14 protein-coding genes are annotated in these 16,991 nt (G+C 62.9%); 6 read left to right on the top strand and 8 right to left on the bottom strand.

Annotation, left to right across the window (positions count from 1 at the left end; all coding sequences use genetic code 11):
• Positions 1-49: 49 nt before the first annotated feature.
• The 3 genes from NL532_RS22465 to NL532_RS22455 all read right to left on the bottom strand — a co-directional run bounded on the left by NL532_RS22465 (position 50) and on the right by NL532_RS22455 (position 4,892).
• A complete protein-coding gene (locus NL532_RS22465) occupies positions 50-682 on the bottom strand; it encodes a LysE family translocator (protein WP_023671530.1) in 633 nt (210 codons plus the stop codon).
• A 159-nt stretch (positions 683-841) separates the two neighbouring features.
• A complete protein-coding gene (locus NL532_RS22460; protein ID WP_023753761.1) occupies positions 842-2,815 on the bottom strand; it encodes a pilus assembly protein in 1,974 nt (657 codons plus the stop codon).
• Between the two features lie 187 nt (positions 2,816-3,002).
• A complete protein-coding gene (locus NL532_RS22455; protein WP_023829493.1) occupies positions 3,003-4,892 on the bottom strand; it encodes a pilus assembly protein in 1,890 nt (629 codons plus the stop codon).
• Positions 4,893-5,228: 336 nt separating this feature from the next.
• Here NL532_RS22455 and NL532_RS22450 point away from each other — a divergent pair, with 336 nt between their 5' ends.
• Together NL532_RS22450 and NL532_RS22445 are read left to right on the top strand one after the other, a co-directional pair.
• Entirely contained in the window at positions 5,229-6,089 is an 861-nt protein-coding gene (locus tag NL532_RS22450) for a TIGR01459 family HAD-type hydrolase (RefSeq protein WP_023829494.1), read from the top strand.
• Between the two features lie 9 nt (positions 6,090-6,098).
• Positions 6,099-7,082: a bifunctional riboflavin kinase/FAD synthetase gene (locus NL532_RS22445; RefSeq protein WP_023829495.1), complete on the top strand. Its 984-nt coding sequence runs from the start codon at positions 6,099-6,101 to the stop codon at positions 7,080-7,082.
• Between the two features lie 29 nt (positions 7,083-7,111).
• On the opposite strand, the gene NL532_RS22440 is transcribed toward NL532_RS22445, so the two are convergent.
• The 4 genes from NL532_RS22440 to NL532_RS22425 form a co-directional block, all read right to left on the bottom strand.
• Complete coding sequence (locus tag NL532_RS22440) at positions 7,112-7,666, bottom strand: HdeD family acid-resistance protein (RefSeq protein WP_023829496.1); 555 nt, start codon at positions 7,664-7,666, stop codon at positions 7,112-7,114.
• 128 nt (positions 7,667-7,794) lie between these two features.
• The gene (locus tag NL532_RS22435; protein WP_023671536.1) at positions 7,795-8,208 is read right to left on the bottom strand and encodes an MAPEG family protein; all 414 of its coding nucleotides are present in this window, start codon (positions 8,206-8,208) and stop codon (positions 7,795-7,797) included.
• 12 nt (positions 8,209-8,220) lie between these two features.
• Positions 8,221-8,703, bottom strand: coding sequence for an SRPBCC family protein (locus NL532_RS22430; protein WP_023671537.1), 483 nt, complete (start codon positions 8,701-8,703; stop codon positions 8,221-8,223).
• Positions 8,700-9,005, bottom strand: coding sequence for an ArsR/SmtB family transcription factor (locus NL532_RS22425; RefSeq protein WP_023689559.1), 306 nt, complete (start codon positions 9,003-9,005; stop codon positions 8,700-8,702). Before NL532_RS22425 ends, NL532_RS22430 begins: the two co-directional genes overlap by 4 nt.
• A 211-nt stretch (positions 9,006-9,216) precedes the next feature.
• Here NL532_RS22425 and NL532_RS22420 point away from each other — a divergent pair, with 211 nt between their 5' ends.
• The 3 genes from NL532_RS22420 (at position 9,217) to NL532_RS22410 (ending at position 14,117) form a co-directional block, all read left to right on the top strand.
• On the top strand, positions 9,217-10,020 hold the full coding sequence (locus NL532_RS22420; RefSeq protein ID WP_023829497.1) for a MipA/OmpV family protein: 804 nt from the start codon (positions 9,217-9,219) through the stop codon (positions 10,018-10,020).
• Positions 10,021-10,251: 231 nt separating this feature from the next.
• Positions 10,252-13,233 (top strand): isoleucine--tRNA ligase, encoded by a 2,982-nt coding sequence (ileS, locus tag NL532_RS22415; protein WP_023829498.1) that lies wholly within the window; start codon positions 10,252-10,254, stop codon positions 13,231-13,233.
• Positions 13,234-13,433: 200 nt separating this feature from the next.
• Positions 13,434-14,117: a hypothetical protein gene (locus NL532_RS22410; RefSeq protein ID WP_023700630.1), complete on the top strand. Its 684-nt coding sequence runs from the start codon at positions 13,434-13,436 to the stop codon at positions 14,115-14,117.
• A gap of 28 nt (positions 14,118-14,145) precedes the next feature.
• Here NL532_RS22410 and NL532_RS22405 read toward each other — a convergent pair whose 3' ends face one another.
• A complete protein-coding gene (locus NL532_RS22405; protein WP_023694762.1) occupies positions 14,146-14,598 on the bottom strand; it encodes a nucleoside deaminase in 453 nt (150 codons plus the stop codon).
• Between the two features lie 180 nt (positions 14,599-14,778).
• Here NL532_RS22405 and NL532_RS22400 point away from each other — a divergent pair, with 180 nt between their 5' ends.
• On the top strand, positions 14,779-16,962 hold the full coding sequence (locus tag NL532_RS22400) for a pseudouridine synthase (RefSeq protein WP_023829499.1): 2,184 nt from the start codon (positions 14,779-14,781) through the stop codon (positions 16,960-16,962).
• Positions 16,963-16,991: the final 29 nt, after the last annotated feature.

Below are 16,991 nucleotides of genomic sequence, written 5' to 3'. Positions count from 1 at the left end.
TCGAATGGGAAGGTCGGCGGCCGATGTAGTCTCGGCGCGCTGCGTCCGATCAGCGTTGCGCGTCGGTCGCCATTTTAAGCGCCAGCGCGGCGAGCACCGTGCCCATCATCCAGCGCTGGATGACCATCCATAGCGGCCGTCCGGCAAGGAAGGTGGCGATCGAACCGGCCGTTACCGCGATGATGGCATTGGCGGTCAGGCTGATCGAGATCTGCGTGGCGCCGAGCACCAGAAGCTGCGACAGCACATGGCCGTTGCCCAGCGAGATGAACTGCGGCAGCAGCGACAGATAAAGCACCGCCACCTTGGGATTGAGGAGATTGGTCATCAGGCCCATCGCGAACAGCTTGCGCGGCCTGTCCTTCGGCAGTTCGCGCACCTGGAATGGTGAGCGCCCGCCGGGCCGCACCGCTTGCCAGGCGAGCCATAGCAGATAGAGCGCGCCGGCAATGCGCAGTGCGTCATAGGCAAACGGCACGGCAAGCAGCAGCGCGGTGATGCCCAGCGCAGCCGATACGACATAGAACAGAAAGCCGGCCGCCACGCCGCCGAGCGAGATCAGCCCGGCCTTCGGGCCTTGCGACAGCGAGCGCGAGATCAGGTAGATCATGTTCGGCCCGGGCGTCAGCACCATGCCCAGGCAGACCAGCGCGAAGGCGAGATGGTTGGCGGTTTCGGGCACTGGCAATCTCCGGGAAGCGGTGACGATACCCACCACGCGTTTTGACCTCACCGCAAGAGCATGATGGCCGGAGCCTTTGCGCCAGCGTCGAAAATTGGCGAAAGCGGCGAAGCCGCCAATTTCCCCCGCAAGGTGGGGGAAGATCAGCAGCTTCAACCCTCAGCTCACCACGCGCAGGTTCGAGAGCTCGTTGGCGATTTCCTTGAAATTGTCGGACAGCGTGGCGCCGGTCGCGTTCCAGAACAGTTTTGCAGGCTTGCTCGGGTCGGTCGGATCCTTGCGGAAGCGCGAGTCCGACGAGCACGTCTTCAGTGCCTCCATCGCGCTCTTGTCGCCGGCGTCGGTCGTCGACATATCGAGCGCCACCGTCATCACCATGATGTTGGCCGCCTTGGCGTTGTTGCACAGCGTCGCCATCTGCTCGTTGAGCGCGGCGGTGTAGTTGCTCGACGAATAGTTGAGCTGGCCGATGGCGCTCGACGTGCCGCCGAACAGGCGGGTGACCGCAGTGCCGTTGTAGCCGACGCCGGCATAGCCATAGCCGGCATAGGTCGACTTGTTGCCGGCGGGGTCGGAACTCACCGTCGAATAGGTGTTCTCGCCGTCGGTGAGCACGATGACCACCTTGTCGTTGCCGCGCTCCGTCTCAGGACGTCCTCCTGTGAAAGGCTCCGTGCTGGAGACGGTGCGCCAGCCCCAGGCCATGCCTTCCGGCACATTGGTGTTGCCGTTGGGCGCCATAAGGTCGATCGCAGCCTTGATCTTTGTCAGCCCGGCGGCGTTGGCGACGTCGGTCAGGGGTGTGATCGGCGTGGTGGTGCAGCTGTAATTCGGACCGGCACCCGTCCCCAGCACCGGCGCGTTCATCGGCCGTGGCTGGAAATATTTGGCCATGTTGGATTGCCTGGTCTTGCCGGTGGTGCTCGCCGGATCGTCGTTCCACCAGCTGTTGGCCGCGCCATAGGTCTTGGGGGCCACCTCGTCGGGGTCCTGCGTTATGTACCAATGATTGCCCGGCTCATCCGGCGCAAACATCGGCACGAACATGGTCGCGGGATCGCCGACGCCGGTGCCGGTGTTGTTCGGTCCGCCGGAGGCCGGCGCGTCGTTGACATTATAGGGATAGGGCCGCACTTCGACGCAGCCCTGCCAGCTGGCGAACGGTCCGTATGTGTCGTTGTAGTCGTATTCGTTGTGGCTGTCCGAGCATGTATGATTGGCGCGATATTTGTCGCAGACCACGCGTTTGCTGCCGACGATGCGCTCGTGGCTGGTGACCACCTTCATGTCGCGGTAGAGCGAGAAGCGGGTCAGCATCTGCCCCTCCTGCTCACCCCAGCCAGTGCCTTTCTTGTACCAGATGCCGCCGATCTTCTGGGCATATTTGTCGGCTGCGTTAAGCGTGGACCAGGCGAAATTCTCATTGTGGATGGGCGACAGCCCGTAGGCGTCGATCCACGACGCGTTGTCGTTGCTGGCGCCGACATTGACCGAGGCGGCGAACGGCACAAGGCTGAACTGGACCGGCTTGTCGATCTGCTTGATCATCGCGGCCTGCAAGGCAAGCGTGTCGACGAGCTGCTTGGCGGCTTGCTTGAGAAGGTCGATGCGCTTTTGTCCGGCACCCGTGCCCGTGTTCGACATCGACCCCGAATTGTCGAGCACCATGGCCACTTCCAGCGTGTTCTTCAGCCGGACTTGCGAACACACGGAGTAGGTGACGTTTTCCGACGTCCTGCCGATCAGCATCGCCGCTGCCGGCAGGAAATAGGGCTTGTAGACCAGGCTGGCGCACAGCTTGACGATGCCGCCGCCGGTCGTGCTGCTGGGCAGCGTAACGCTGAGCGTCGTGTCGGCGGGATCGACGTCGTTGAGGTTTGCCTTGAAGAAGTCGAGCGCATAGGCCCGCAACTGGTCGTCGGTGGCGCCTTCCACCAGCCGGCGCGCGGTGGCGAAGTTGGCGGCGTCGAGCGCGTTGACCACCCTCTGCTTCTCGCTGACCACGCCGGTGTAGTCGACGGCCATGGCCACGCCGCCCATCAGTGGCACCATCGCCACAACGGTCATCAGAGCGTAATTGCCGCGGCGGTCACGCCAGAAGTCACGCCGGAATGTGCGCCAGAGTTCACGCATGTGATGTAAGCGGCCCCGCCTGCGGATTCTTCAATGCCGCCACAGTTTCACAAAACGTTGAAGGACGGGTTTGGGAAACTGCTCGATTGCGCGGATAGCGCTTCACCAGGCGCTAACCAAATGCGCCAGCTGCCGAACGCAAAACGCCCCGCCGAGGCGGAGCGCCTTGTTCGAAAGATCGCGCCGATCAGCTGACGATGCGCAGGTTCGACAGTTCGTCGGCGATTTCCTTGAAACTTTGCGACAAGGTGGCGCCGGTCGCGTTCCAGTACAGCTTCGCCGGTTTGCTCGGGTCGGTCGGATCCTTGCGGAAGCGCGAATCCGAGGAGCATTTCTTGAGCGCATCTATGGCAGTCTTTTCCGCCGGCTTGGAACTAACAAGGTCGAGCGAGACGGTCATCAAGAGAATGTTCGAATTCTTCGCATTGGCGCAAAGGGTTTGCATCTGCTCGTCAAGCGCGGCCGTGTAGTTGGTCGCCGTATAGGTTGTCTTGGCGACGGTCGTGTTGACGAACAGGCGGGTCGCAGGCTCCACTGGCTTCGGAAAATTAGGGCCGGTGTAGCCATAGGCGGCGTAGGTCGATCCATTCTTGGCGTAGTTGCTGGTCATGTCGTTGCTGGGGCCGATGCTATAGGTGTTTGCGCCGTCGGTCAGGACGATGACCACTTTGTCGTTGCCTCTTTCGGTGTTCGGCCGGCCTTGCGTAAAAGGCTCGTTGCTCGACACCGTCCGCCAGCCCCAGGCCAGCCCTTCCGGCACGTTGGTGTTGCCCGTCGGGGCCATGGCATTGATGGCATCCGTCAGGATTTTCTTGCCATCGGTGGTGGTTATGTCCTGCAACGGCGTGATCGCGGCGGTCGTGCATGCCGAATTGGGTCCATCATCGGCCGCAGCGGCTGCTGCGTCCCAGGGCTTTGTCAGAAAATACTTACGCATATCCGCCTGGCGTTTGGGGACAGTCAGCGTGTCGGAATAATCGATCCACCAATTGTTGGCGTAACCCCACGTCGATGTGCTGGTGCGAGTTGTGTCGGTCCAGAAATTGCCAGCTTCGTCCGGCGCGAACATCGGCACGAACATGGTGGCGGGCGTGCCAGTGGTCGGCGACGTGTCGTCGTCATTATAGGGATACGGCCTCGCCTCCACGCAGCCCTTCCAGGCTTCGTATTTGGCGACGACGGAGGTCTTGCAAGTGCCGTTCGAGTTTTTCTTCGTACAGGTCGTTGCCATCATGTCCTGATAGAGGGTGAAACGCGTCATCTCCTTGTCTTTGTCAGTGCCCCAGCCCGTGCCGCGCTGGTAGTAAACGCTGCCTACTTTTTCGATCCATTTGGTGGCATTTGCTGCCGCTGTCATCGTCGACCAATCGAAGTTCTGATGATGGATCGGGGAAATGCCGGTCGTGTCCAGCCACGTCGGCAATGGAGCCGGGGGGATCGGAGCGCCGACATTGACCGACGCAGAAAACGGGACCAGCGAGAACTGCACCGGCTTGGTCACCTGCTTCATTTGTGCGGCCTGGAGCGCCATTGTATTGACAAGCTCCGTCGCGGCCTTCTTGAGCAAATCTATTCGCGGCTGGCCGGTGCCGGAGCCGTTGATGCTCATGGAGCCGGAATTGTCGAGCACGAGAGACACTTCCAGCGTGTTTTTGAGGCGGATCTCCGAGCATGCCGATGTTGTGACGTCGGCGGCGGTTCTTCCGATCATCATGGCCGCTGCCGGCAGGAAATAGGGGTGGTACGTCAATTCGGCGCACAGCTTCAGCGTGCCACCACCTGCGTTGTTGTTGGGAAGCGTCACCGTCAGGACCGTATTGGCTGCTTTGACGCGGCCGAGATTGGCTTCGAAGAAATCCTTCGCATAGGCCTTGACTGCCGTGTCGGTCGCCCCGGTGACGATCTGCTGTGCCGTGGCAATCCCGGCGGCATCCAGCGCGTTCAGCATGTTCTGCTTTTGGCGCAAGAGATCGGTGTAGTCGATGGCAAGCGCCAGCGCGCCCATCAAGGGCACCATGGTGATCACTGTCATCAAGGCATAGTTGCCGCGTCTGTCGTTCAGAAATCTGCGGATCATGCCTTCAGCACCCCTGCCAGGACCCCAATATCGGTCCGAAGATGCCCACAAAATCGTTAAATTTCAGGTTGCTGAAATGCGTTCAACATAGGCCGATCTTTTCAAGGCTCGTTAACCACTCGGCCCTGGTGATCAGCGGTGCGACATTGTTTCGATAGACCAAAGCTCGGAGAAGGGTGGTTCCTGCCTGTGCAACCTTCGATCAGCCCGTTGCGCAACAGCCTGGCAAGTGCCGAAAAGCTGGTGACAGGATGAAACGCTTCGGTTAATGCGGGGCCGGTTGCGGCGGACCGTCGGCTGCAGCTCTCGCAACGATCGTCACAGCAGGTAAACGGCATGGCGGATTCGCCTGATATCATCGGCTCGCTCGCGGATTTGTCGGGCGCCTACTCGGCCATCCTGTGCGATGTCTGGGGGGTGATCCACAATGGCGAATGGCATTTTCCGGCGGCTGCCCAAGCGCTTGCCGCCGCGCGTGCGGCGAAGGTCCCGGTCGTCCTGATCACCAACTCGCCGCGCCGCAATGCCGATGTGGTGGCGCAGATGAATGCGATCGGCGTTCCCGCCGCCGCCTACGACCGCGTCGTGACCTCAGGCGATGTGACCCGCGACCTTATCGCCGAAGGCCCACGAAAAATCTTCCATATCGGCGCCGACCGCGATTTCACCCTCTATGACGGTCTGGACGTCGAGCTCGTCGAGGAGTTCGAGGCCTCCGGCGCGGTCTGCACCGGGCTGTTCGACGACGAGGTGGAAACGCCTGAGGATTACGCCGATCTGCTGCGCCGGCTGCGCGCCAGGAACCTGCCTTTCATCTGCGCCAATCCCGACATCGTGGTCGAACGCGGCGAGCGCATGATCTGGTGCGCCGGCGCCTTGGCGCGCGACTATGCCCAGCTTGGCGGCCGCACGCTGATCGCCGGAAAACCTTATGCGCCGGTCTATGACGTAGCGCTGCGGGAGGTTGCCGTGCTTCTCGGCCGAGACGTCGCGCGCACCGAGGTGCTGGCCATCGGCGACGGCATGATGACCGACGTCAAGGGCGCCGCCGACAACGGCATCGACGTGCTTTACGTCTCGGGCGGCATTCACGCGCGCGACTATGGCGATCCCATGCAGCCGGACCCCGCCAGGCTTGCAGCCTTTCTGCAAAAGCACGGCTACCGGCCGGTCGCCGTCATTCCGAGACTGCGGTAGGGTTGCTGCATGAGCGCAGCTTTCGAACACATTTCAGCAACCGCGCCGCTGCCGCCGCATTTGCGCGGCGGCGTGGTGGCGATCGGCAATTTCGACGGCGTCCATCGCGGCCACCAGGCGGTGCTCGATCGCGCGCTTGCCGAAGCCGGGCGGCGAGGCGTGCCGGCGCTAGTGCTGAGCTTCGAGCCGCATCCGCGCAAGGTGTTCAGGCCCGATATGCCGCTGTTCGTATTGACGCCGCCGCCGATGAAGGCGCGGCTGCTGTCGCATCTGGGCTTTGCCGCACTCGTCGAACAGCCGTTCACGCGCGCCTTTGCCGGCCTGTCGGCCGAGGCTTTCGTGACCGATGTGCTGGAGACGAACCTCGGCATCACCCATGCCGTCACCGGCTTCGATTTTCACTTCGGCAAGGACCGGCAGGGCGGTCCTGCGTTTCTGATGGCGGCAGGCGAGCGCCATGGTTTCGGCGTCACCCTGGTCGACGCCTTTCGCGACGAGGGCGCCGAGGTGGTGTCGTCGAGCCGTATCCGCGAGCTGCTCTGCGAGGGAGAGGTCGCCGAGGCCGCAGGCCTGCTCGGCTACCGCTTCACCGTCGAAAGCGAAGTGATCGGCGGCCAGCAGCTCGGCCGCACGCTCGGCTTCCCGACAGCCAACATGAGGCTTTCGCCGGAAACAACTCTGAAGGAAGGGATTTATGCCGTCCGCTTTCGCCGCGCCAACGGCACGCTCTATGATGGTGTCGCCAGCTTCGGGCGTCGCCCGACTGTCGACGACAATGGCGCGCCGCTGCTCGAAACCTTCGTCTTCGACTTTGCCGGCGATCTTTACGGCGAGATCTGCGACGTATCGTTCTTCGGCTTTTTGCGCCCCGAGGTGAAGTTCGATGGGCTCGATGGGCTGGTGGTACAAATGAAGCGCGACGAGGCGGAGGCGCGCGCGCTGCTGGCCGGCGTCAGGCCGCTTTCGGATCTGGACGGCGCCATCGCTTTTTGAGCCTTCCGGCCGCTTACCTCTTCAAGCCCCTACTTCTTCAACGCCAGTCCGAGAGCGATGAAGCTCCAGCCCTGGAAGATCAGGTCGATGGCCAGGAACAGGCCGAGCACCCACAGGCTGTTGACTGGCCAGCCCATGGCGATGGTCAGCCCCGCCAGCACGCTGATCAGGCCCGCCGCGACGACCCAGCCCCAGCCCTTTTCCGGTCGGTGGCTATAGCCGACCCAGGCCCTGAGCGCGCCTGAAGCGACCAGCGCCACCGCCAGCAGCAAGGTCAGCACCGTCGAGGCCAGCAGCGGATTGTCGAAGGCAAAGAAACCGGCAACGGCATAAAGTAGACCGCTGAGCAGCCAATAGAAGAAGCGACTCCAGGTCTTCACGCCGAAGGCATGCACGATCTCGATGATGCCGGCCATCAGCATCAGCCAGCCCACGACATAGACCGAGGCGACGGTGGCGATGAACAGATTGCCGAAGGCAATGCCGCCGAAGATGAGCAGCAGCACGCCGAGCGCGACGAACCACCCCCATTTGTCCCGTGTCCGGCCGATCGCATCTTTCAGGGTATCACCGTGCAGGGACATTGCTGCATCTCCTCGAAATCGCCTGGCACCTTGCCGGGAGGTTAGCCCCGGCTATAGCGGACGTCCAGCCGATGGCGACGGCTAGCAAACAAACAAAGCGTCGGTGGCTTGAGGTTCGCGCGTACGTGTCAATTTATGGCAGCCCACCCAGTCACAAGGACGAGGACAAGCGTGACGATCGCTCCAGAGACGTAGACGATCGTTCTGACACTGCCACCCTTGGCGGCATTGCCGCCGCGTAGGTAAACCCCCAGGTGAAGCAGGCGTATCGCCACATGAACCCAGACAATGGTCGCCAACGTGGCCGACCCAACGCCAACCATCATGGCCAGCACCGCCGGGACGACAAAAGGCGCCAGCGCCTCGACCGAGTTCATATGCACGCGGTCGATCCTGTAGAGGAGATTGGCGTCGTCGGCCGGGATCACCGGACCGGAAAGCGCTCCGGCAAATCCCTTGGACGAACCCGAGTAAACCGCCAGCGCGACTGACAAAAGACAGAGGATCAGTACACCGAGGATGCTTAGCCAATAGGGTTCCATAGTTGTGCTCCTTCAGGTCACTTTGCCGGCAAAAAGATCTTGGAATCGCCTGAGATACAGCGGCCAGCCTTGATCACCGTCAATCCCAAAGCGCACGCCTTCCCAGCCTTCGCCATGACGTTCGAGATTGCGATGCTCGATCTCGACGCGGGTCCGGCTATTCGTCTCCGCCGTAAACCGGACTTCCCACTCGCTGGTCCTGTCCGGATTGGTCTCGATCTGCCATTGAGGGCTGATATCCCAACTCAGAAGCAGTCGGTTCGGCGGCTCGTAGGCCAGCACCCGTGCCCAGCGGCACTCGCTGCCATCCACACCGCGGTCGTAGACGTGACCGCCAACGCGGGGTTCGAAGATCGTCTCCGCGATCGGCACCGCAAGCAGGTTATGCTCTTTGGGTTTGAAACTGCCGAAGTCCTCGGTGAAGACCTTGAAGGCATGTGCGATCGGAGCCTCGACAAGGATGGAGTGCCTCACGGGCGGTTGATGTGTGCTCATTCCTGCTCCTTCAAGGGCTGTTCGACGACCACTTTGTAGGCCGCCAAGGTCTTGCTCCAGAACCGGTCGAGTTCGGCGCGCAGGCTGGCCAAGCCTTCCGGTTCGACCCGGTAGATGCGTTGTTTGCCTAGCCGTGTGTTGGCCACGAGGCCGGCGTCCTTGAGCACCTTCAGGTGCTGCGAGACCGCTGGCCGGGTGACAGGAAGCGCACGAGCCAATTCCCCGACCGAACAGGGTTGTTCGACCAGCAGTTCGAAGATCGTCCGCCTGGTCGGGTCGCCAAGCGCGGTCCATCTGTTCATGTTAGTCTGCACTAACGCGAATTTAGGCAACCTCGCTATTTCTGTCAAATCGCCACAGGCCCGGCGGCGCCCTGTTCAAATGGGCCACAGCGCAAAAAACAGGGTCGCAGTTGCCGCCACTGCTGTAGATTTTAAGTCAAATTTTACCGAACCGGCGCCATGGCTTTGGCTGCCGGGTGTTCTCTCCGTTTGTTTCGCGTATGGGGTGATGATGCGTATTGTCTGGACGATTCCGCTGTTTCTCGCCTCGGCGCTGCTCACTGTGTCCACCGCCAATGCGGGCGAGGGTGCCTTCGGCTGGATGTCCGGCGACTGGTACCTGACGCTTGGCGCCACCGGCATGGTCGCGCCGAAATTCGAGGGCTCCAACAGCTATCTGCTCAGCGCATCGCCGATCATCTCGCTGGGCAAGGCCGGCCCGGCCGCGCGCTTTACCTCGCGCAACGACAACATCTCGCTGGCGCTGGTCGACGATGGCGGCGTCCGCGCCGGCCTGACCGGAAAGTTCCTGTTTTCACGCGACAGCAAGGATGAACTCAAGGGCCTCGACCCGGTGCGCTGGGGCGGTGAGGTCGGGGGCTTCTTCGAATTCTACCCGACGGACTGGTTGCGCGCCCGCGCCGAATTGCGCCACGGCATTCGTGCCCATGATGGCTTTGTCGCCGACATCGCCGCCGATGCTTTCTACGACGTGACGCCGACTGTCAGAATTTCGGGCGGACCACGCGTGTCCTTTGCCTCGTCGGGCTATTTCGACTCCTATTATGGCGTCAACGCCAAGGAGGCTGTGGCCTCGGGCCTGAGCGAATACCATCCTGGCGGCGGCCTGAAATCGACCGGCCTCGGCGGCGCCATCACCTGGAAGGTCACCGACCCGATGACCGCCAGCCTGTTCGGCGAATATGCGCGCCTGATGGGCCCGGCCGCCGATTCCAGCCTGGTCAAGGAGCGCGGCGACCGTAACCAGTTCACGGTCGGCGTCTCGACCACCTATCGCTTCGACTTCGCGATGTAAGTGAATCGAACAAGAGACGCTTTATTCCTGCGGCTTTCTCGGCTAAAAGCCCGGCAATGACGAGCTTTTCACGCCTTCGCGCGCTGACGATACGAATTACAGGCCCGGTGTTCCGGGCGGCCTGAGGGCCGCCGGAGCCGCCGGGAGTTTTGCGCGCCCCCTCGCGCTTTTCCAATCATGATAGTTCACGCCCGAGCTTTTACGCCCGCCGGGCATGCATATGGCAGACCAATGACCGACACTGTTGAAACGATCGACTATTCCAAGACGCTTTATCTGCCGCAGACGGATTTCCCGATGCGCGCCGGCTTGCCTGAAAAAGAGCCGCTGCTGGTCAAGCGCTGGCAGGATATGGACCTTTACGCCAAGCTGCGCGAGGCGGCCGCCGGCCGCGAAAAATACGTGCTGCATGACGGCCCGCCTTACGCCAATGGCAACATCCATATCGGCCACGCGCTGAACAAGATCCTCAAGGACGTCATCACCCGTTCGTTCCAGATGCGCGGCTATGACTCCAATTACGTGCCCGGCTGGGACTGCCACGGCCTGCCGATCGAATGGAAGATCGAGGAACAGTACCGCGCCAAGGGCAAGAACAAGGACGAGGTGCCGGTCAACGAGTTCCGCAAGGAATGCCGCGACTTCGCCGCGAACTGGATCACGGTGCAGGGCGGCGAGTTCCAGCGGCTCGGCGTCGTCGGCGATTTCAAGAACCCCTATACGACGATGGCTTTCCACTCGGAGTCGCGCATCGCCGGGGAGTTGTTGAAGTTCGCCATGTCCGGCCAGCTCTATCGCGGCTCCAAGCCGGTGATGTGGAGCGTGGTCGAGCGCACCGCACTGGCCGAGGCCGAGATCGAATACCAGGACTATGAGTCCGACACGATCTGGGTGAAATTTCCCGTCGACCCGGATCGCTACACCGGCTCGGGTCCTTTCGTCGTCGACGGCCCTGGCGATGGTTGGAAGAAGGCGCTCCAGGATTTGCTGGAGGCCCACGTCGTCATCTGGACGACAACCCCGTGGACGATCCCCGGCAACCGTGCCGTCAACTATTCGTCACGGATCGGCTACGGCCTTTATGAAGTTACCGCAGCCGAAAATTCGTTCGGTCCACAGCCCGGTGAGAAGCTGATCTTTGCAGATGCGGTTGCCGAAGACTCCTCGGCCAAGGCCAACGTCACCTTGAATCGGCTTCGCAGCGTTTCGGTCGAAGAGCTTGGAAGCCTCACACTTTCACATCCCTTCAAAGGTCTCGGCGGTGGTTACGAATTCGCCGTACCCATGCTTGCCGGGGACCATGTCACCGATGATGCCGGCACCGGTTTCGTCCACACCGCGCCCGGCCATGGCCGCGAGGACTTTGATGCCTGGATGGATGCGGCATCGGATTTGCGCGCACGTGGCATCGACCCTGCCATCCCCTTCACTGTAGATGATGCCGGCTTCTTAACCAGGGACGCGCCGGGTTTTGGCCCGGATCGCGAAGGTGGCGCCGCGCGTGTCATCGACGATAACGGCAAGAAGGGCAATGCCAACCAGGCGGTCATCGACGAACTGATCAAGCGCAACGCGCTGTTCGCGCGCGGCCGGCTGAAGCATTCCTACCCGCATTCCTGGCGGTCGAAGAAGCCGATCATCTTCCGCAACACGCCGCAATGGTTCGTCTATATGGACAAGGACCTCGGCGACGGCACGACGTTGCGCAGCCGTGCGCTGAAGGCGATCGACGACACACGCTTCGTGCCGGCGGCCGGCCAGAACCGTATCCGCGCCATGATCGAGGAACGCCCGGATTGGGTCTTGTCACGCCAGCGCGCCTGGGGCGTGCCGATCGCCGTCTTTGCCGATGAGGATGGCAACGTGCTGAAGGACGAAGCCGTCAACCAGCGCATCATGGATGCTTTCGAACAGGAAGGCGCCGACGCCTGGTTCGCTGCCGGCGCCAAGGAGCGTTTCCTCGGCAATCACGATGCCTCCAAATGGAAGCAGGTGATGGACATCCTTGACGTCTGGTTCGATTCGGGCTCGACGCATGTCTTCACGCTGGAAGACCGTCCGGACCTGAAATGGCCGGCCGACGTCTATCTCGAAGGCTCCGACCAGCATCGCGGCTGGTTCCACTCCTCGCTGCTCGAAAGCTGCGGCACCAGGGGCAGGGCACCTTACGACACCGTCGTCACCCATGGCTTCACCATGGATGAGGAGGGGCGAAAGATGTCGAAATCGCTCGGCAACACCGTGGTGCCGCAAGACGTCATCAAGCAGTCCGGCGCCGACATTCTGCGGTTATGGGTGGTGACGACGGATTATTGGGAAGACCAGCGTCTCGGCAAGAACGTGCTGCAGACCAACATCGACGCCTACCGCAAGCTCCGCAACACCATCCGCTGGATGCTGGGCACGCTCGCCCATGACGATGGCGAGGAGGTGCCGCTGGACAAGATGCCGGAACTGGAGCGGCTGATGCTGCATCGGTTGGCCGAGCTCGATGAGGTCGTGCGCTCGGGCTACGACGCGTTCGAGTTCAAACGCATCACCCGCACTTTGCTCGACTTCATGGTGGTCGAGCTGTCGGCCTTCTATTTCGACATCAGGAAGGACGCGCTCTATTGCGAGGGACCCGCCAGCGTGAAGCGCAAGGCCTCGGTACAAGTGGTGCGCCACCTTTTCGACTGCCTGGTGAAATGGCTGGCGCCGATGCTGCCCTTCACCACGGAAGAAGCCTGGCTCGACCGTCATCCGGATGCTGTCTCGCTGCATCTCGACCAGTTCCCCGAGATTCCGGCCGACTGGAAGAACGAGGCACTGGCGGAAAAATGGCGCAAGGTGCGGCAGGTCCGCCGTGTCGTCACCGGCGCGCTCGAGATCGCACGCGCTCAGAAGGTCATCGGTGCCTCGCTGGAAGCCGTGCCGGTCGTGACCCTCGACGATGCCGCGCTTGAAGCCGCGATCGCCGATGTCGACATGGCCGAAATGGCGATCACCAGCGATCTCGTCATCGCCCACGGCAAGGCGCCGGAAGGCGCCTTTGCGCTCGACGACGTCAAGGGTGTCGCGGTGGTGGTTGAAAAGGCCGAGGACCGTGGGTTGGTCAAATGCGCGCGCTCGTGGCGCTATACCGCCGATGTCGGGCAGGACGTGGAATTCCCCGACGTGTCTGCCCGCGATGCCGCCGTGCTGCATGAACTCAAGGCTCTGGGACGTTTGTGAGTGCTCAAAGCCGGTGCACAAATGCCACGGCGGGCGGGTGAAAAGCGCCCGCGCGTTGCCCTTAACGAGTGGTTGAGATAAACACGCGAAACTCCGGAAGACAAATTGTCGCCGGAATTCCGTCGCAAGAGCGTGGACGATGGGGACCGGGCCTTCGGCCGGTGACGATCGAGAGGCTGTCTAGAGTGGGACTTTTTGGCATGACCAAGAGAACTTATGCGCGCGTTGCGCTGCTGGCGCCGTTTGTCGCGTCCGGCCTCGCTCTGTCCGGCTGCATGGGTTCGCCGACCTACGGCACCGACAAGACGGCTGGCGAGCAGCTTGCGGGCGACCTTTCCGGCGCCTTCGCGATCACGCCCAAGCACAAGGAACAGATCGACTACAGGCCGCGTCCGGAGCTGGTAAAGCCGGCGCCGGGGCAGAAGGAAGTGCTGCCGCCGCCTCAGGAAAGCATCGAGACGGCGAGCACCGATTGGCCCGAATCGCCCGAGCAGCGCCGCGCCCGTCTGCGTGCCGACGCCACTGCCCACCAGGACGACCCGTCCTATCAATCGGGGATCGTCGATGACGTGCAGACCGATCCGGCTTCCGTGAAGAAGGCGCTGGCGGATTCGGGCTCCAGCCACCCACCGGCCTGGTCGCCGAAGGATTCAGACAAGGGCCGCGCCGCCGAGATCCAGCGCCGTACCGCAGAGCAAAAGCAGGGCGACCCCAACACTCGCAGATATCTGAGCGAGCCGCCTCTGGCCTATCGAGCTGCCTCCGACACGGCGCCGCAGGGCGAACTCGGCGAGGATGAATACAAGAAGGAACGCCGCCTCAAGAAGGAAGCGGCCGCCAAGGGCAAGAGCGGCGGGCTCTTCGACTGGCTGCCCTCCTGGTAGGAACCGTCGCCTTCGGTAGCTGAAGGCTCTACGTTTCGCGTCTTTCCCGAAAGAATTCCCTGAGCAGCAGCGCCGCGTCGGCCTCGGCCATGCCCGGATAGATGTCGGGCGTATGGTGGCAGGTCGGCGAGGCGAAGAAGCGCACGCCGTTGACCACCGCGCCGCCCTTCTCGTCGGCCGCGCCGAAATAGAGCCGGCGCAGCCTGGCGAAGGAAATGGCGCCTGCGCACATGGCGCAGGGTTCCAGCGTCACATAGAGGTCGTGGCCGGTCAGCCGCTCGCTGGAGAGCGTTTGGCAGGCCGCGCGGATGGCCAGCATTTCGGCATGCGCCGTCGGATCGGCAAGTTCGCGGGTGCGGTTACCGGCGGATGCCACCACCGTGTCGCCGCTGGCGATGACGGCGCCAACCGGAACTTCTCCGCGCAAGGCGGCGGCTTGCGCCTCTTTCAGCGCCAGCGCCATGAAATCCGGCCGCTTCACGCGGTTTCCATTCCGATTATCTCCTCGCCACTTGGCGGTGATCCTGTTATGGAGCGCGTCAACCCGAATATCGGAACAGATTTTCGGAAATGATCATGCGCCAAATCAAAGTGCTATAGCGTCCTTTGCGCGTCCGAAAGGATGCGCCACGCTGTAGCAGCGCAACAAGGCAAAGGCCACATGGACGACAACGACAAGAAATCTCCGCGCCACAAAGGCCCGGGCAAAAGCGGCCCTGGAGCCGCGGGGCCGCGCCGCGATGGCGCCGCCGGCAAAAGCGGCAAACCCTCCTTCGGGGCCAAGAAACCCTATTCACCGCGAGGCGCCCGGCCCGCAGCGGCTGAGGGCGAGCGGCCCAAGCGCGATTTCAAAAGTGGCGACCGGCCATTCAGCAAAGGTCCGCGTTCCGAAGGCAAGCCCTTCGAAAAGCGCGAGGGACCGCGCAAGCCATATGCACCACGCGGTGACCGGCCGATGGCAGCCGAAGGCGAGCGCAAGCCGTATGAAAAGCGCGAAGGGCCGCGCAAACCCTATGCGCCGCGTGGGGATCGCCCTATGGCGGCCGAGGGTGAACGCAAGCCGTATGAAAAGCGCGAGGGGCCGCGCAAGCCTTATGCACCGCGCGGCGATCGGCCGGTTGCGGCCGATGGCGAGCGGCCAAAGCGCGATTTCAAGGGCGGCGATCGGCCATTCAGCAAGGGGCCGCGTCCCGAAGGCAAGCCTTTCGAAAAGCGTGAAGGGCCGCGCAAGCCCTACGCACCGCGTGGCGATCGGCCTGCTTCCGCCGAGGGCGAAAAGCGTTTTGACCGGCCAAAGCGCGATTTTGGCGATCGCCCGCAGCGCGACGCCGGAGATCGTCCCAAGCGTGACTTCAGCGATCGCCCCAAGCGCGATTTCGGTGGTGACCGGCCGCAAGCATCTGGCGGCGCCTTCAAGCCGCGCCCGCGTCCGGCAGATGCGGAAGAAGCCGGCGAGCGTATCGCCAAGCGGTTGGCCCGCGCCGGCCTGGCGTCGCGCCGCGACGCCGAAGACCTGATCGCGGCGGGCCGTGTCAAGGTCAACAACCGGGCTTTGACCTCGCCGGCCTTCAACGTCATGCCGGGCGACATCATCCATCTCGACGGCATGGAGATCCCGCCGATCGAGCGCACCCGCCTGTTCCTGTTTCACAAGCCTGCCGGCGTCGTTACCACCAACCGCGACCCCGAGGGCCGCAAGACCGTGTTCGACGTGCTGCCGGCCGAATTGCCACGGCTGATGACCATCGGCCGCCTCGACATCAACACCGAAGGCCTGCTGCTGCTCACCAACGATGGCGGTCTGTCGCGCGTGCTCGAACTGCCTGCCACTGGCTGGCTGCGCCGTTACCGCGTGCGCGTTCATGGCAAGGTCGAGGAAAGCATGCTCGCAGGCCTGCGTGAAGGCATTGCCGTCGACGGCGTCTTCTACGGCGCCATCGAAGCGACGCTCGATCGTGAACAAGGCACCAACGCGTGGCTGACGATCGGCCTGCGCGAAGGCAAGAACCGCGAAGTGAAGAACATCCTTGGATCGCTCGGCCTCGACGTGACGCGGCTGATCCGTATCTCCTACGGACCGTTCCAGCTCGACGATCTCGCCGAAGGCCATGTGCTGGAGATCAAGGGCCGCGTCTTGCGCGACCAGCTCGGCGAGCGACTGGTCGAGGAATCCGGCGCCAATTTCGACGCCGAGATCATCAAGCCGTTTTCCAACCAGCCGGTGCGGCGAGAGCGTGACGCGGAGCCGGAACGGCCGAAAGTCACCCGCGAGGGTGACCATCGGCCGATCGGCGAGGGCGGTCTGATCAAGAACCGCAAGCGCCGCGAAGGCAGCCGCGACGAAGCGCTCGGCAAGCTGTCGACCAGTCCCGAAAGGGGCGCGAGGCCGGAAAAGAGCTTTGGCGAACGCGGCCCGAGACCCGAGCGCAGCGAGTTTTCGGACAAGCCGCGCAGCGAGTTTCGCGAAAAGCCGCGCGGCGATTTTGGCGACAAGCCCCGTGGAGGCTTCGGCGACAAGCCGCGCGGCGCCTTTGGTGACAAACCGCGCGGCGGCAAGAAGCCCGAGCGCGAGCAGCGGCCGATCGATCCGCCGGGCCAGCGCAAGGCTAATGTCTGGATGGCGCCGGGCGCGCGTCCGATCGGCAAGGGCAGGGCGGAAGCCGATGCCGCCAAGGCGGCCGAGGCCAAGGCGCGCAAGGCGTCGTTCAAGCCGTCCTATGGCAAGCCGTCCGATGGCAAGCCGGGCGGAGCCAAGCCGTTCGGCAAGCCGGGTGGCGAGCGTCCGGATGGCGGTCGGGGCGGCGAGCGGCCACGCAACGGTCCCAAGGCCCCGAGGACCAGATGATGCCGGGACTTAAATGAGATCCGGCCTTA

This window comes from Mesorhizobium sp. C120A (assembly GCF_030323105.1).
Classification (GTDB): Bacteria; Pseudomonadota; Alphaproteobacteria; order Rhizobiales; family Rhizobiaceae; genus Mesorhizobium.
This window is presented reverse-complemented; position numbering and strand designations above follow the sequence as displayed.

What these genes read in the sequence shown, in the direction of transcription:
- NL532_RS22460 (WP_023753761.1), bottom strand. Translation starts at nt 2,815, where the DNA reads ATGCGTGAACTCTGGCGCACATTCCGGCGTGACTTCTGGCGTGACCGC.
- NL532_RS22455 (WP_023829493.1), bottom strand. Translation starts at nt 4,892, where the DNA reads ATGATCCGCAGATTTCTGAACGACAGACGCGGCAACTATGCCTTGATG.
- NL532_RS22450 (WP_023829494.1), top strand. Translation starts at nt 5,229, where the DNA reads ATGGCGGATTCGCCTGATATCATCGGCTCGCTCGCGGATTTGTCGGGC.
- NL532_RS22445 (WP_023829495.1), top strand. Translation starts at nt 6,099, where the DNA reads ATGAGCGCAGCTTTCGAACACATTTCAGCAACCGCGCCGCTGCCGCCG.
- NL532_RS22440 (WP_023829496.1), bottom strand. Translation starts at nt 7,666, where the DNA reads ATGTCCCTGCACGGTGATACCCTGAAAGATGCGATCGGCCGGACACGG.
- NL532_RS22435 (WP_023671536.1), bottom strand. Translation starts at nt 8,208, where the DNA reads ATGGAACCCTATTGGCTAAGCATCCTCGGTGTACTGATCCTCTGTCTT.
- NL532_RS22430 (WP_023671537.1), bottom strand. Translation starts at nt 8,703, where the DNA reads ATGAGCACACATCAACCGCCCGTGAGGCACTCCATCCTTGTCGAGGCT.
- NL532_RS22425 (WP_023689559.1), bottom strand. Translation starts at nt 9,005, where the DNA reads ATGAACAGATGGACCGCGCTTGGCGACCCGACCAGGCGGACGATCTTC.
- NL532_RS22420 (WP_023829497.1), top strand. Translation starts at nt 9,217, where the DNA reads ATGCGTATTGTCTGGACGATTCCGCTGTTTCTCGCCTCGGCGCTGCTC.
- ileS (WP_023829498.1), top strand. Translation starts at nt 10,252, where the DNA reads ATGACCGACACTGTTGAAACGATCGACTATTCCAAGACGCTTTATCTG.
- NL532_RS22410 (WP_023700630.1), top strand. Translation starts at nt 13,434, where the DNA reads ATGACCAAGAGAACTTATGCGCGCGTTGCGCTGCTGGCGCCGTTTGTC.
- NL532_RS22400 (WP_023829499.1), top strand. Translation starts at nt 14,779, where the DNA reads ATGGACGACAACGACAAGAAATCTCCGCGCCACAAAGGCCCGGGCAAA.